The organism is Candidatus Marinimicrobia bacterium CG08_land_8_20_14_0_20_45_22, from assembly GCA_002774355.1.
Taxonomy (GTDB): domain Bacteria; phylum Fidelibacterota; class UBA2242; order UBA2242; family UBA2242; genus 0-14-0-20-45-22.
Map to the genome: position 1 here is coordinate 1 of PEYN01000062.1, position 16,150 is coordinate 16,150.

Below are 16,150 nucleotides of genomic sequence, written 5' to 3' on the forward strand. Positions count from 1 at the left end.
TGTGAAAAGGAAAATGCCATCCCTTTCTCATGATTAAAGATACCGCCGGTTTGGGATACTCCGAAGTCCAGTTTGTAATGTGAAAAATTGAGCCCGAAACCAAAACCCATCTGTGACCGTTCCAGACCACCCGCTGAAATACCGGCGCGGATTGGCAGCCAGCTTAACGGACGATATTCACAGGCTATGGAAATAGTCGGCGAAATACTGGAAGCCAACTGGTTACGAAAATATTGTCTGTAATTGGCGTAAATATCCAGTTCATCTGAAAATTTATATGCGCCACCGACTAAAAGATATGCAGGATAATGCGTTCTAAACTTGTTTGTTTCGTAAGTCGTATCCTCCTTAACGCCTGCTTCGAGCAACGAATCAATATTGTCATAATCCTCACTTGAGATTTCAGCGGCAAACGAATATTCGGCGATTCCGGATTTGACAATTCCCCAATTCACGAACCCAAACAGATTATTGAGAGAAATGTTTGTGGTGATTTTATCGTTGATTTCGGCGGCCGCACCCAGATCGAATGCTACGCCGAGTCCGCCAACACCATAATTGGCTTTTACATTTCCGTTTAGATCAATGTGGTCATCATAGGTTATAGCAGAGGCATTCATTTTTTCGAAACCAACGTAGCCTTCTCCAACGAGCAATTTCGCCGCAGCGCCGATGGATATTTTCTGAACAAATTCACTTAAAAGGGGAATACCAGAAGGAATGTTTATCACTCTTCCGTGTGCAACACCAACCGTCGCGACCGCTTGCATTTCAACATCGGTCTTACTCAAATCGATCGGTTTCTCGAATTCGTTTCCAAAGAATGCCAGCCTAAATAGCGACTTTGGAAAAATGATTGTTCCGGTTACTTCCTGCCCGATCGAAACAGCCCATCTTCCGAAGGATAAATCCAAAATCCGGAAATGCAGTAATGGGGTAAAATCAAGACCATCGTCCGGAATATCATCCATCAGACTTTCTTTGTCTTCATCGGTTAAATACGTTCCGGTCATAAATTTACTGTTAATCCAAAATGGGGAAATCGTGCTGTTGTTCATTTGAATGCTGATCACCGGAACGAGCGGCAATACACCAAATTGAATCGAAAAGGACGGATTTCCATCGAGTCCGAGATTAGCTGGATTCCAACCGATTACGTTAGTACCGCGTGCTTTTGCGGAATATGCATTTGCCATTGCGATGCTCTGCGGATTCATATAATACTGAGAAAATCCATTGCCTGTAAGTATCATCGTGACTATAAAAACTGCAAAATATTTTTGTCTCATATTCCGGCTCCTACTTTCCTTTATTGGCTAATTCTGGTAAATCCACCAATCCCCGAATAATTCCCGAAATCTGCAATTTCATGGTATCCTTCGTCAGGATGCGCGATGGAATCGGATTTCCGCTTATATCTTTCATTCCGAACAGTTTAATGTTCGGCTTGATATACAGCGAATCTTCAAACAGGGCAAATTTTGTGTCATCGAGAACCACTTTTTCGGTAAAAGACGAATCCGGATAAATATTAAGCACCGCTAATGTGTCAGGCGCGAGTAGAAATCCTTCGGAAAAATACATTGTATCTTTTGCGGCTAACAATTCAATTTTCCCTCCGAAATCGAATCCGTTGTCAATTTTCGCGATGATCGTTGCCGACTCAATTTCTTTTGGAATATTTTCATCTACCAATTCAGGATCTAACTCGACTACAGCGTCTTCTTTAATGATCATTTCCATTGGGACGGATATTTGCATGACACCTGAGACATACTGCGATGTATCGACTGTTCCGGTTCCGCCAACCGTCGCATTCCCATAAGCAACGATTTTTTTAGGTTTGATGTTGATCAGGTCTTCGGCATTTAAAATTTGCACAATCGGATTTTCCGTTATGATCTGGTCAATCACGGAGTAAACCGTATCGCCGGATTCGTTATACGACATTAACGTCAGATTCAAGCAAACAGGAACGCCGATATTCGTATCGAAGATAATCGAAATATCGACATTCGAAAGATCAACCCCATTCAATTCATCGGGTAGTGCAGAAATTTCCTGTTCGACCGTGTCGAGATCAATGCTCACCGGATCGATAATTCCGGCAATACTGGAAAAAGACAAATCGTTCAAATCTACCTGTACTTCGATCTCTTCTTCCAAACTAAGCGTCATCGGCGCATCGCTGGGAATTTCAATGGTCGATTTATAATGAATCTGTTGATTGTCAGATAGATTTGCCAGCGGCAGAGAAATTCGATAACCATCCAATGGAATAGTGACTATGGATGGTGACGGATCGGCGGACAATTCAATGTTTTTTTTCAGCGGCTGATTCGTTATTTTATGAATAATTTCATCTATAGTAAATTCCACATTAGCGATAACGCCGATTTGATTGGTCATCGTCAGAATCATGTCGCCGCCAGCGATTTCTGCCGTTTGGATTTTCGTGGGTTGTTCAAGATGGATCGTATCTTGCGAGACAATTGCTTCTTGATTGAAATATCCGGTAACGCTCGAAAAATGCATTTCGGAAACATTGATCTGAACGATGATCGAATCCATTAAGTTGTATCTTGCGATCTCACCGATCGACGTCGTTATAGTTGTCTCGTATGTTAAATATTGACGAGTGCTATCGCTGGAAATAACCTGTAAGAGCGGTTCTAACCGATAATTCGTAAGATCTTGCGATGATGTCAAAACTCCCGGATTCAAGTTCAATGTAACACTCAACGGTGTTCCTGTAGAATTGACGATCTGCGGCAAATTGACAACAATTTGTGGAACGCCAGATGCTGTTTGGTTGATACGATTGTCGAAATTGAAAGTCAACGATCCGGAAGAAATCACTGCGCTCGTAATTCGTGAACCGGACTCTACTGTGATTTCACCGTTTTCAACAATCGTTTGTTGCTCGATGATTCCTTCAATCATTGAAAAAGTGATCTGGTCATCAATCTTTCCAGCAATGCTTAAATCTACCAGAATATTATCCGTTTCCGACAGTGTCGCTTTCTCCGGATTCGTGTCCTCCGTCAGAATTTGATAGGAATATTCGACTTTCTGATCGGCAATATCCATAACAAGAAAGTAACTATCGAGTGCGACCGAAATGTCTGACAGTTGGTTCGCCGGAATCGAAAAACTGCGCGTCAGTGGTTCGATTGATTGAGACGAAGTTATATCAATAGATTGTACAATAAGTTGGAGTTGGATGTCCACTGGTAAATTATTTTGAACATTCAGCGTCATTTTTCCATCTAAAATCTGTGCGCGGCTCACTTTATTCGGCTGGTCAGGAGAGAGTGTAATCGTGTTCGTTGTGTCGATTTGTTGTTCAGGAATAATTGCAACTGCTTGACTCACAGCAAGATTTCTTGCTTGAACTTCAACGATAAACGATGAATTTCTAGCCGTTTCGTTGTTGGTAATATCCATTGGCCCTGATCCGCAGATTGCGCCACTGATCTGAACGATCACCTCTCCGGGTAAAGTCTTTCCTGCCAGTGATATTTGTTTCGTTCCGGTATTGCGAGTCGAGATTCCGACAGTCCATTCCGCTTTTGCCGTATCTCCATCTGATCCAACAATCGTGGAAGAATCTGCATCAAGAAGCCGAACTGTTATTGGATGCCCAAGCTCAACGACCAAATTATTGTTGATGGAAATTCCCAATTCGCCGAATGTAAAAATCGCGCTGTCGAAATTGTCAAATTTCACGGTTCTATAAATGACCGGGAATTGCGTGCCTTGTGAAATTGTCTTCGTTACGCCTTCAGGAACGCTTGTTAAATCAATAATATTAGTAAAAAAGATCGGTTCAGTCTGTTTCTTTTCAGTATCGTTCAATTCAATTTTTCCTATCTGCGACGAAATACTTTTAGAAATAGGATCAATGCCGACTGATTCCAAACTTGAGCTAAAGCTCTTTTCCGTTCCATCGACTTTGACTTCGTCAATATTCTGAATAAAAGATTTATGAATATTGTCGATTTCAAGCTGGTTGCCTACTTTGACCGATTCGATGTTTATGGACTTTTCATACGCTAATATAGAATCGCCGCTCACGCCATAGGGAATGCCGACAAAAAGCGAATCCTTCAGCAAGTCATCGATGGTCAATGTTTCAACAGCGATGGGTACAGATATATTCACCGACCATGAAGGTAGATCGGCTTCATTTGGGAAATCCATACTGCACTGAGATGACATCAGCAAAAAACCGGCGAAAACCCCGATGGTCAATTTTTTCATATTAACACCCATCCATAATTATCAGGTTAAAAAACACAAGGTGATTTTAATGTTTTTTTATGACTGATCGTGTGACTTAACTCTCATTTAAACAAAGATGATCAGAAAATACTCTGATTTAGATAAATGAAATGTACAATTAGCAAATTAACCGGCAGAAACCTATTGACTAAGAACGCCAGATATTGATCGAGCGATTCCTTCTGCATTCAAGCCCAGTTTATCAATCAGAATTTCACGCGTTCCCTGTTCGATAAATTCATCCGGAATACCGAGCGTTACCAATCTTATCGGCGATCGCATTTCCGACAAAATCCGTGAAATTGTCGATCCGAATCCACCAATAAGCGAATTCTCTTCAAGAGTGAAAATCCACTGATGAGTTCGTGCAAGTTCATTCAGTAATTCATGATCGATTGGTTTGACAAAACGCGCGTGAACGATCGTCGGATCGATTCCTTTTTTCCGTAAAATACTAACAGCGTCCAGCGCCGCATTCGACAGAATGCCAACGGAAACAACAGCAACTTCCGATCCTTTGTTCAGGATTTCCCATTTGCCGACCGGATAAATCGTCGGCTCTTGTTGATTCTCGAAAACTGAGCAAGATTCCTTCGGGTAGCGAATCGCGAACGGATATTCATTTTGTTGAAATGCCGTGAAAAGCAGATTACGGAATTCAGTTCCGTTGCGAGGAGCGGAAATGATCATATTCGGAATGCAGTTTAGGTAACTCAAATCGAATGCGCCATGGTGCGTTGGTCCATCTTCTCCAACCAGTCCGGCGCGATCCAGTGCAAAAATGACCGGTAAATTTTGAAGAGCGACGTCGTGAATGATATGGTCGTAAGCGCGTTGTAGGAAAGTCGAGTAAATGGCAACGACCGGTCGATAACCGGCGACAGCCAGTCCGGCGGCAAATGTCACCGCGTGACCTTCGGCAATGCCAACATCAAAATATCTTTTGGGGAATTTATTTGAAAATTCCACCAGACCGGTACCATCTGCCATTGCGGCAGTGATAAACACGGCTTTGTTGTTCTTCTCGGCAATTTCGCAAGACGTTTCGCCCAGAACTTTTAGAAACGGCGGCGCGCTTGTCGTCACTTTTTGCTCCTTAACATCCGGCGATTTTGGAGAAATACCATGATATTTCGTCGGATCATTTTCGGCGCTGGCCAAGCCCTTGCCCTTTTGGGTAATCACATGCAACAGAACTGGATATTTAAAATCTTTAATTCTGTTAAGCGTTTCGATTAATCGTCCAAGGTCATGTCCGTCGATTGGTCCGTAATACCGGAATCCAAATTCTTCAAACACTATTCCGGGAGCCAAAATATTTTTCAACGATTCGAGGAATTTCCGCCCTATCTTTCTCGCAAAATTTCCACCCTTCGGTAAATACGACAACGAATCCCATACTCGCGTCTTAAAGCGCAAATATTTTGGATGCGTCACAATGCGTGTTAGATAATTCGACATCGCGCCAACATTCCGGGAAATCGACATGCGATTATCGTTGAGAATGACTAAAAACTGACCTTTCAGTTTATCAGCGTTATTTAAACCTTCATAGGCCAGACCGCCTGTTAGAGCGCCGTCACCAATAATAGCAACGATCCGCTCGCTTTCGCCTGACATATCCCGTGCCGACGCCAACCCCAATGCCGCTGAAATCGAAGTGCTGGCGTGACCGGCTCCGTAGGTGTCGTATTCACTTTCGGAAATCTTACAGAATCCGCTAATGCCGCCATATTGACGAATAGTCAGAATTTCTTCTTTTCTACCGGTCAGAATTTTGTGTCCATACGCCTGATGCCCGACATCCCATACGAGTTTATCTTCCGGCGTGTTGAAGACGGCATGAAGCGCAATGGTTAGATCGATGACTCCGAGGCTTGACGCCAAATGCCCACCGGTGATTTGAGTTGTCTCGATGATATAACTGCGAAGTTCGTCGCTTAGTGTAATTAACTCATCAAGTGTAAGTTTCTTCAAATCTTTCGGCGAGTCGATCTTCGACAACAATTTGTATTTCGATAAAAATTGATTCATTTTTTAACCATTTCAATAAAATATTCGTGAATACGAGGATCGTTTTTCAGTTCAGGGTGAAAAGTCGAAAGCAAATATTGCCGATATCGGACGAGAACGATTTCACCGTTAAACCGGCCGAGAATTTCTACTTTCGAAGAACACTCAGTAATTTTTGGCGCACGAATAAAAATTGCCGAAAAGGGTTTATCGTTAAAACTTAGATTTACAGATTCTGTAAACGAATCTACCTGCCGACCATAGGCGTTTCTCAACATTTTTACCGGTGCTCTTTTAAATGTTTGGATATTCGGATCGTCACACGTTTCTGACAATAAAATAGCGCCTGCGCAGGTTCCGAAAATTGGCTTGTCGAACGCTTCTAAATCCGGTAGAAATCTCATCTCAAAAATGATTTTGGTCATCGTCGTCGATTCGCCGCCCGGGATGATTAGTCCATCAATCGTCCGCAGTTGCTCGCCATACCGGATCACTTCACTTTTTACACCGATTCGGTTAAGCATTTCTACATGTTTTTGGAATGCTCCTTGAAGAGCCAGAACGCCAATATTCAGACTACGACTCATTTAGATATTTTACAATCCTAATAAAAAATACTTACCAACCTCTGGTCGCCAATCGCTCGGATTCCGGTAAAGACGTTACATCAATTCCCTTCATGGCAGATTTCAATTCGGCAGATACTTCAGCGACTTTTTCTGGATTATCGAAATATGTCGTCGCTAAAACAATTGCTCTGGCTCTCGCCGCAGGGTCATCCGATTTGAAAATACCACTGCCAACAAACACAGATTCTGCGCCGAGTTGCATCATAAGCGAAGCGTCTGCAGGTGTCGCGATTCCGCCAGCGGCAAAATTCGGAACAGGTAATTTTCCCGTTTTTGCCACTTGCTTAACGATTTCAAAAGGCGCACCGAGTCGTTTGGCTTCAGCCATCAATTCATCATCCAAAAGCGTCGTCAATTTTCGCATTTCCTGTTGAACACGCCGCATGTGGCGAACGGCTTCGACGATATTGCCTGAACCGGCTTCGCCTTTGGTGCGAATCAACGCGGCACCCTCGCCGATCCGTCTAAGCGCTTCGCCCAGATCGCGGCATCCGCAGACGAACGGAACCTTAAAATCGTGTTTCCAGATGTGATTTTCTTCGTCGGCAGGCGTAAGAACTTCGCTTTCATCGATAAAATCAACTTTCAGCGCTTCCAAAACCTGTGCTTCAGCAAAGTGACCAATCCGGCATTTTGCCATCACAGGGATAGAAACCGTTTTTTGTATTTCTTGAATGATTTTAGGGCTGGACATCCGCGCGATTCCACCATCTGCACGGATATCGGCTGGAATGCGCTCTAATGCCATCACAGCAACAGCGCCAGCGTCTTCGGCAATTTTTGCTTGTTCTGGCGTTGTAACATCCATGATTACTCCGCCCTTGAGCATTTCCGCCAGTCCGATTTTTACTTCAAATGAACTTTTTTCCATTTCATTTCTCCTTCAAATTCCAATGTAATTTACAATTTATGATGAAAATCGGGCGATTTTTTTCTTAACCTCTTCGATTGATTCGGCAGGCGTCGATGCGCCAGACGAGATTCCGATTGTCCGCGCCTTCTCAAACCAATCCGGATTCAATTCGTCCACATTTTGAATTAAAAACGTTTTTGGGTTAATAGCCGAAGCGATCGCCGCCAACCGTTTGGTATTCGCGCTCGTTCGTGAACCGATGATCAGCATGATGTCATTTGATGATGCTAATTTGATCACCTGACGTTGACGATCGCGCGTCGGATTGCAAATCGTGTTAATAAAACGAAGATCTTCAACCTTTTCAACGATCTTCGACATAATTTTCCCGACTTGTTCAATATCCTGAGTCGATTGAGCGACGGCGCCTGCTTTTCGAATTCTCGGCAGAGATTCCGCATCCTGAATATTCGAAACAACAATTGAATTCGCCAAATCGCTTACAATCGCCGTCACTTCATCGTGTCCTTTGTCGCCAATGACTATTACTGTTCGCCCGTCGGCTTCGAGCTTTTGGGCGACTTTGTGAATATGGATAATCAGCGGACAAGTCGCGTCGATGACCTTCAATCCGCTACGGCGAGCCGTTTCCCGAATTCCTTTGGGAGTTCCATGAGAACGGAACAAAACGGGTTTAGCCGAATCCACCTCATCCAAACTTTTAACAATTCTCACTCCGGCATTTTTCAAAATTTCAATAACAGTTTCGTTATGAACAATCTCGCCAAGCATCTGGACTTCGCCATATTTCTTAGCAGATTCAAGCGCCATTTCGACAGCGCGTTGAACTCCTAAACAAAAACCTGAACTTTTTGCTATTGTGATTCGTCGTTTCATTTTTCATTCACTGATTTTAGCCGTTGTGATCATTTTCTGCGCCTGATATTTTCCCTTTTTATCGGCGTAGGAAATTTGGCAGATTTCGTCGCTCTCCAGAAAAATGACTTGAGCGATTCCTTCCATTGCGTACAGTTTGACCGGAAGTGGCGATGTATTGGAAATCGAAATCGTCACAAAACCTTCCCATTCCGGCTCAAACGGCGTCACATTCACGATCACACCACACCGTGCATAAGTCGATTTTCCCGATGTGATTGTAATGATGTTTCTAGGAATTCTGAAATATTCGACGCTTCTCGCCAATATGAAAGAATTTGCCGGAATAATACACTCTTTCCCCACAAATATCTCAAAAAAATCATCACAAAAATTCTTTGGATCAAGAATTTTAGATCCGGCGCCGCGAAAGATTTTAAATTCGTCCGCAATTCTCATGTCATAGCCGTAAGCTGAGACGCCGTATGAGATGACGCCTTTAGAAACCTGATCCTTCTCGAACGGTTCGATCATGCCGTAATTTTCAGACATCTCCTGTATCCAGCGATCCGATTTAACGCTCAATTTTGCACGCCTTCTATTTCATCATTATGTAAAAAGAGTTTCCTCAGTTCAGTTAGAACTGCCGATACAGATTCCTTTAATGGCATCTCAACGGTCGCTCCAGCCGCGAAAGCATGTCCGCCACCGTTAAATTTTGAAGCCACACCGTTTATAACATAGTTACCTTTGGAACGTAAACTGATGCGAATACAGTTCGGTCGCGTTTCCAAAAAAACGATAGAGGCTTCAACGCCGCGAATTGACCGAATCGCTTCAGGAAATCCGTCGATTTCTTCCATTAACGCACCTGCTTTTTTGATCTGTTCATTCGATACGACAGCCCAAGCAAGTTTGCCATCAAATTCATAATGAATATCCTGAAAAAGCATACCGATTAACCGCATGCGACCCGGTGAGTAATTCTCATAGATTTGCGAAAATATTTTAGACGGAATGACGCCACGTGCTACTAAATCAGAGGCCATAGAAAATGCCTCGGATGTCGTATTTTGATAGCAAAATGAACCGGTGTCCGTCATCAGCCCGATATAAAGTACCTCGGCAACCGGCAAGTCGATCAGATTCGTATCTATCGTCTGGATGAGTTCATATACTAACGAAGCCGCTGATGGCGCGTTTTCATCAACGACTTTAAATGTAAAATGCAAATGTTCGCCAGGATGGTGATCAATGCAGATCATTGGAATATTTCTGGCTAACAGTACACTGCTCAGATTTCCAATGCGCTCTGGCTTTTCGACGTCAGCCATGATGATCAAATCGATTTGGCTGATCATGTCATGATGAATTGCCAAATCATATCTTTGAAAAATACCCCCCTCGTTCATTAAAGAATATTCGTAAGGCAGAACATCCGAATTCAGAATGATGGGGTTTTTCCCGAGCTTCTTCAAAACATGGAAAAGCGCGGCAATCGACCCCAATCCATCTCCGTCGGGATTGACATGTGACGATAACAGGATTCTGTCATGTTCATTAATTAGGCGTATGATCGGGCGCCAGTCGTGCTTCTGCATAAACTCTTTCTATTTAAAAACGAAAGAAATTTACTTTTTTATTCGTTAAAGTCAAATTGCCCTCCGTCGCATTCCCGTTTTTTCATCACATAACGTTTCAACGGATCGAGTTCCATTTTGCGAAGCCGTACGCTCTGCGGTGTCACCTCGACCAGTTCATCTTCGGCTATAAATTCGATGGATTGATCAAGCGTTAAAATGCGCGGCGGCCGTAAAGTCACTGTAGCATCAGATGTCGATGCGCGCATGTTGGTCAGTTTCTTTTCGCGGGCGATGTTTACATTCATGTCCATAGGCCGATTACGTTCTCCGATAATCATCCCACAATAAACTTCCGTTCCGGGAGCGACAAACAGTTCACCACGATCTACCATTCCAAAACTCGCATACGCGGTGACTCTTCCCTGTCTGTCGGCAACCATCGCCCCGGTTGATCGTTGCGGAATTGCTCCAAACCACGGTTCGTAACCTTCAATAAGTGTGTTCATCACACCCATGCCACGCGTGTCCGTAAGAAATTGACTTCGGAAACCGATCAATCCTCGCGTCGGAATAACGATCTCCAAATTGACCCGCCCGCTTCCGGTGTTTGTCAATTTAGTCATACGACCTTTTCGAATAGAAAGCTTTTCCGTAACAACGCCGATATATTCTTGCGGCACGTCGATAAAAACCCGTTCAACCGGTTCAAAAACTTTTCCATCACGTTGAATCGTGATGACGCGTGGTTTTGAAACCATTAAGGCATAACCTTCACGACGCATCGTTTCAATTAAAATCGCCATTTGTAATTCGCCGCGTCCGCAGACTTCAAAAGCATCGCTACGTTCTTTTATTGGGTTCACCTGAATAGCAATATTTCGGAGCGTCTCCTTTTCAAGCCTCTCGCGCAGGTGACGCGACGTCATGTACGTGGCTTCTTTTCCGGCAAACGGACTTGTATTTACATAATAAATCATTGAAACCGTCGGACTATCGACGTGAATCCGCGGTAACGGTTTTGGATTTTCCTGTGAAGAAATCGTGTCGCCAATTGCCACGTTTGGAACGCCGGCTACGGCAATGATGTCACCCGCTTCAACTTTTTCGACTGGAACTTTTACCAAGCCGCGAAATGTGTATAGCGCGGAAAATTTCACGTTGTTAACGTTTTCCGTCTCGCCACATAGCGTATAGCTTTTATTCATTTCGAGCAATCCGTGTGAAAGCCGGCCGATGGCAATTTGTCCAACATAGGAATCATAATCGACGTTAGTGATTAAAAACTGCGGTTGTTCATTATCGTCTGCTTCTGGTCCAGGAGTGAATTCTAATATTGCATCGAAAAGCGGCTGTAGATTCTCCGAGCCATCATCCAATTTTTTATGTGCCACTCCCGTCTTCGCTTGTGTGTATCGAATTGGAAATCCAATCTGTTCGTCTGTTGCTCCAAGATCGATGAACAGGTCGTAAACTTCATTAACAACTTCATCGATCCGCGCATCCCGGCGATCGATTTTATTGATAACAAGAATGATTGGAAGTCCTTTTGCTAAGGCCTTTTTCAGTACGAATCGCGTCTGTGGTAAAGGTCCTTCACTGGCGTCCACCAGTAGCAATGCGCCATCCACCATGTTCAGGCTCCGCTCGACTTCGCCGCCGAAATCGGCATGCCCAGGCGTATCAACGATATTTATTTTGACTGAATTGTACCATATAGCCGTGTTTTTCGCTGAGATTGTTATGCCGCGTTCGCGCTCTAAATCCATCGAATCCATGACGCGTTCTTCAATGTGCTGATTTTCCCGGAATGTGCCGCTCTGTTTGAGCATTCCATCCACCAAAGTCGTTTTGCCGTGATCGACGTGAGCGATGATGGCGATGTTCCGTATATTTTGTTTTCTCATATTCTCGTTTCTAATGTGCTACTCAATTTTTCAAGCATCAAGTATACGAACTTTCAATGAAAATTTTATGAGATTTTCTATACTATTTATTCAATTATCTATCCCGTTTAAATTGCCAACAGTCATTTACTATTTAAAAAGCCTTCCGCACATTGCACGGAAGGCTTTTTGTGGAGTAACTAGATTTATTTACTTAATAAGGGTAATGTCGAAGTTTTCCGGTCTGCCGATCGGTTTCATTTCGATGCGGTGCTTCTTCATCGCCCGTTTCAATGCAATTTGCTCGAAAAACAGGTAAATGAGCGGCACAAGGATCAAAGTGAATATCGTTGCAAAGGTCAGACCGCCAATGACGGTTCTCGCCAGAGGTACCCATATCTCAGCGCCAGAACCCAGATTCAGAGCAAGTGGCAACATACCGAAAATAGTTGTCAATGCGGTCATCAGTACTGGCCGCATTCTGCGTTTTCCGCTGACTAATATGGCAATCCACAGATCCATTCCGTGTTTTTCGCGCATCTGATTGATATAATCTACCAGAACAATTCCATTATTCACGACGACACCAACTAACAGGACGCATCCGATCAGTCCGGTGACACTCATGGTCGTTCCTGTCAGTACCATAATCCAGACGACGCCGATCAATGCCAGCGGCACTGTGAACATGATTATGAACGGATCAAGTAGAGATTCAAATTGCGACGCCATGACCATATAAACCAGGAAGATTGCGACAAGCAGAGCAAGCGCAAGATACATAAATGATTCTTGCTGATCCTTCGCGGATCCGCCAATTTCCCACCGGAAATCGGAAGGAAATGCAATCTTATTGACTTCATTATTTATATCTGTCGTAACGCTTTTCAAATCTCTTCCAGAAACGGTACAGGAAACGGAAAGCATACGTTCCTGATCCTCACGGGTAATTTTTTCGGAAGCTTCGCCGGGGATCACACTCGCGACATTTTTCAGAGGTATCTGGACGCCGGATATCGAGGTGACATACAAGTTTTCGATATCGTTCATAGACTGACGGGCAGATTCATCGAGTTGAAGGAGAACATCATATCCTCTGCCTCCTTCACGGTACTGCGTCGCAATACTTCCTTTGATATCGGTTTCGATCGTGGAAGCAACCTGATAGACTGACAGACCTAAAGTAGAAATCCGGTTACGATCCAGGCGTACCTGGTATTCAGGTTTTGGCTGACTATAACTTTTTTTTATATCGACGACACCGTTAATCTTTTCAATGCGTTCTGCCACTTTATCAGCCAATGCAATCGCAATCTCCCGGTTATGACCATATATCTTAATATCGACATCACCGCCAGCGCCGAACATCGATCCTCCTTCGGAGAATGAAATCTTAGCGCCCGGTATCTTTGAAAGACGCTTGCGAAGCACATCTGTAATCTCAGACGATGATCGGTTACGTTCTTTGACATCCGGCAAGCTGATTGTGATCGAACCTTTATTGGTTCCGGCTGTACCAAAAAGTGCACCAAAACCGGATCCGGTCCCCATTTCTGACTGAATATTGATTGCTTCCGGTACTTCCTGTTTGATGATTTGTTCGACCTCCCGGAATGTCTGATCTGTTGAAGTTAATGAAGCGCTCGTCTCACGTTCGATGGTAACTGAGATCATGGATTGATCCGTGCGGGAAATGAACTCAGCACCCATTTTCGGATAAATCAGAACCGTGGCGACAATAATTAACAACAATCCCATCAGAAAAACTTTCTTATGTCCGAGGAAGTAATCGAGGATGCGGACATATTTATTTTCCATATTGTCGATGAAATTTCCCAGTCCTCTGTCCAGTTTGATCATAAACTTGGATTTGTACGCTTTCTCTTTGGATAGCAAACGGGACGCCAGAAGAGGAATCAATGTCAATGCGACTAATAGCGAAGCGGTCAGGGATACGACAATCGTAACGACCATATCGGTGAATAGTTCACCGGCAAGACCCGGTACAAACAGGATCGGGACAAAGATAGCCAGCGTGGTCAGCGTCGATGCCGTAATTGCCATAGCAACCTGTGCGGTTCCCTCATCGGCGGCGACTCTGATTTCTTCACCAATTTCCTTATGCCGATATATATTTTCGAGGACGACAATAGCGTTATCGACCAACATGCCGATTGCCAGCGCAAGTCCGGCCATCGAAATAATATTCAGCGTCAGTTTCATCTCGTACATGACGAAAAAGGTAACCAGTATCGAAACTGGTATTGAGATTGCAGCTATCATGGAACTAGTGAAATGCCGCAGGAAGAAGAACAGAACGATAAAACAGAGAATAAATGCCTGCAATGCCGTACTTTTCAGATTATTCAGCGAACGAGTTATAAACTCCGAACTATCCAGAATAATGCTGAATTTGACGCCTTGCCCGATTTTATCGGCAATCTTAGGCAATTCCGCGCGTACTGCTTTGGCAGTTTGTACAGTGTTGGCATCTGACTGTTTTTGAACATACATAACCAGCGCGTTCTTCCCGTTATTTCGGACGACCTGCGTCTGATCTTTAAAACCATCGATCACCCTGGCAACATTTTTCAGATAGATTGGCGAACCGCCCTTATTTCCAATGACTGTGTTTTCTATCTGTGAAACATTCGAATATTCGCCATATGTACGGACTGTAAATTCTTTATGTTCATCGTTAATAATACCGCCGGGAATCTGTAGATTTTCAGTCCGAAGCGTTTGTAATATCTGTTGAATCGAGATGCCCAGCGCGGCGAGTTTTTGCGGCTCAACCAGAACGCGAATCTGGCGTTCCATTCCGCCGGAGGTGCTTGCAGAAGCTACCCCGACGATCCGTTCGAGACGAGGTTCGATCTGATCGGTCACTAGCGTGCGTAATTCTGCCATTCCCAGCTGATCCGAACTCAAAGTCATGAAAAGAATCGGTTGCATCGACGGATCAAATGCAAAGGTAACAGGCGAACCTGCCTCGGTAGGGAGGTAATCACGAACCATATCAATGTTCTTCCGGACATCGATTTCAGCCTGATTCATATCCGTTCCCCAATCAAATTCTACAATCAAGATCGACACTCCCGAAGTCGAATGAGATGTCATTTTTTTAATATTTTTAGTAGCAACGATTGCTTTTTCAAGCGGTCTGGAGAGAGAGTTTTCTATATCCTCCGGACCAACTCCGGGGTATTCGCAGATTACCGCGATAATTGGAAAAGTAATGTTTGGAAAGAGATCGATTTTCAAAGCGCTCAGACCGAAAACACCGAATCCGATCGCAATGATAAAAATCATTCCAAAAGTGATCCCTCTCCGAATAGCTAGATTGGAAAGCCTCATAATCCACTCCTGTTTGTGATGATATCGACTTTCGACGAGTCAAGCAAATTGTGCTGGCCAATGGTTACGATCAGATCATTGATATTCAGACCGTTCAGAACCTCAACCATACTACCGTTTTCGATTCCGACTTGAATCACTTTACGGAATGCGAGACTATCCTGAACGGTAAAAACAAATTTTTCAACAATGACCTGACTATTGGTGATCTCCCCGCCCAGATATTCGAGTTTTGTGTTTTCGAGGACTGCATACTTCGGAATTAAAAGAACATTATCATGCCGGTTGACCGCAACTTCGACCTTTGCAAACATTCCGGGTTTCAATTTCAGGTCAGGATTGCTGACCAATATTTCTGCCTTGACAGTACGTGATATCGGATTCAGCGTCGGATTAATTTTCGATACTTTACCTTCGAATTCCTGATCCGGATATGATTCAACAGTAACGTGCGCTTTCTGGCCGACTTTCACCAAACCGATCTGGCTTTCAACAACTTCGATCATTACTTTCACCGGATTCATCTTGACGATTGTGAAGACTGGCATTTGCGGCGATGTTTGATCACCTTGTTCTTGAAAACGTTCCGATACAACGCCGGCAATTGGCGCTTTGATATAACTATCTTCCATCTGACTTTTAGCATTTGCCATAGCCGCTTCCAGTTGTTTA

Annotated in this window: 11 protein-coding genes; all 11 read right to left on the reverse strand. The window is 43.8% G+C overall.

Annotated features, from left to right (window positions below):
* The coding region (locus COT43_03915) for a hypothetical protein (protein PIS29375.1) at positions 1-1,289 on the reverse strand (1,289 nt) is incomplete at its 3' end.
* 10 nt (positions 1,290-1,299) lie between these two features.
* Positions 1,300-4,263, reverse strand: coding sequence for a hypothetical protein (locus COT43_03920; protein ID PIS29376.1), 2,964 nt, complete (start codon positions 4,261-4,263; stop codon positions 1,300-1,302).
* A gap of 162 nt (positions 4,264-4,425) precedes the next feature.
* Positions 4,426-6,318 carry a 1-deoxy-D-xylulose-5-phosphate synthase gene (locus tag COT43_03925; GenBank protein ID PIS29377.1) on the reverse strand — a complete coding sequence of 631 codons (1,893 nt, stop codon included), beginning with the start codon at positions 6,316-6,318 and terminating at the stop codon, positions 4,426-4,428.
* On the reverse strand, positions 6,315-6,884 hold the full coding sequence (locus tag COT43_03930; GenBank protein ID PIS29378.1) for a pyridoxal 5'-phosphate synthase glutaminase subunit PdxT: 570 nt from the start codon (positions 6,882-6,884) through the stop codon (positions 6,315-6,317). The genes COT43_03925 and COT43_03930 overlap by 4 nt, the downstream gene beginning before the upstream one ends.
* 31 nt (positions 6,885-6,915) lie before the next feature.
* Positions 6,916-7,797 (reverse strand): pyridoxal 5'-phosphate synthase lyase subunit PdxS, encoded by an 882-nt coding sequence (locus COT43_03935; protein ID PIS29379.1) that lies wholly within the window; start codon positions 7,795-7,797, stop codon positions 6,916-6,918.
* A 36-nt stretch (positions 7,798-7,833) separates the two neighbouring features.
* Complete coding sequence (gene ispH, locus COT43_03940; protein PIS29380.1) at positions 7,834-8,676, reverse strand: 4-hydroxy-3-methylbut-2-enyl diphosphate reductase; 843 nt, start codon at positions 8,674-8,676, stop codon at positions 7,834-7,836.
* A 3-nt stretch (positions 8,677-8,679) separates the two neighbouring features.
* Complete coding sequence (locus tag COT43_03945) at positions 8,680-9,240, reverse strand: dCTP deaminase (protein PIS29381.1); 561 nt, start codon at positions 9,238-9,240, stop codon at positions 8,680-8,682.
* A complete protein-coding gene (locus COT43_03950; protein PIS29382.1) occupies positions 9,237-10,256 on the reverse strand; it encodes a hypothetical protein in 1,020 nt (339 codons plus the stop codon). Before COT43_03950 ends, COT43_03945 begins: the two co-directional genes overlap by 4 nt.
* Before the next feature lie 38 nt (positions 10,257-10,294).
* A complete protein-coding gene (gene typA, locus COT43_03955) occupies positions 10,295-12,142 on the reverse strand; it encodes a translational GTPase TypA (GenBank protein ID PIS29383.1) in 1,848 nt (615 codons plus the stop codon).
* A gap of 189 nt (positions 12,143-12,331) precedes the next feature.
* Entirely contained in the window at positions 12,332-15,478 is a 3,147-nt protein-coding gene (locus COT43_03960) for an AcrB/AcrD/AcrF family protein (GenBank protein ID PIS29384.1), read from the reverse strand.
* Entirely contained in the window at positions 15,475-16,131 is a 657-nt protein-coding gene (locus tag COT43_03965; protein ID PIS29385.1) for a hypothetical protein, read from the reverse strand. Before COT43_03965 ends, COT43_03960 begins: the two co-directional genes overlap by 4 nt.
* Positions 16,132-16,150 lie beyond the last annotated feature (19 nt).

What these genes read in the sequence shown, in the direction of transcription:
- COT43_03920 (PIS29376.1), bottom strand. Translation starts at nt 4,263, where the DNA reads ATGAAAAAATTGACCATCGGGGTTTTCGCCGGTTTTTTGCTGATGTCA.
- COT43_03925 (PIS29377.1), bottom strand. Translation starts at nt 6,318, where the DNA reads ATGAATCAATTTTTATCGAAATACAAATTGTTGTCGAAGATCGACTCG.
- COT43_03930 (PIS29378.1), bottom strand. Translation starts at nt 6,884, where the DNA reads ATGAGTCGTAGTCTGAATATTGGCGTTCTGGCTCTTCAAGGAGCATTC.
- COT43_03935 (PIS29379.1), bottom strand. Translation starts at nt 7,797, where the DNA reads ATGGAAAAAAGTTCATTTGAAGTAAAAATCGGACTGGCGGAAATGCTC.
- ispH (PIS29380.1), bottom strand. Translation starts at nt 8,676, where the DNA reads ATGAAACGACGAATCACAATAGCAAAAAGTTCAGGTTTTTGTTTAGGA.
- COT43_03950 (PIS29382.1), bottom strand. Translation starts at nt 10,256, where the DNA reads ATGCAGAAGCACGACTGGCGCCCGATCATACGCCTAATTAATGAACAT.
- typA (PIS29383.1), bottom strand. Translation starts at nt 12,142, where the DNA reads ATGAGAAAACAAAATATACGGAACATCGCCATCATCGCTCACGTCGAT.
- COT43_03960 (PIS29384.1), bottom strand. Translation starts at nt 15,478, where the DNA reads ATGAGGCTTTCCAATCTAGCTATTCGGAGAGGGATCACTTTTGGAATG.
- COT43_03965 (PIS29385.1), bottom strand. Translation starts at nt 16,131, where the DNA reads ATGGCAAATGCTAAAAGTCAGATGGAAGATAGTTATATCAAAGCGCCA.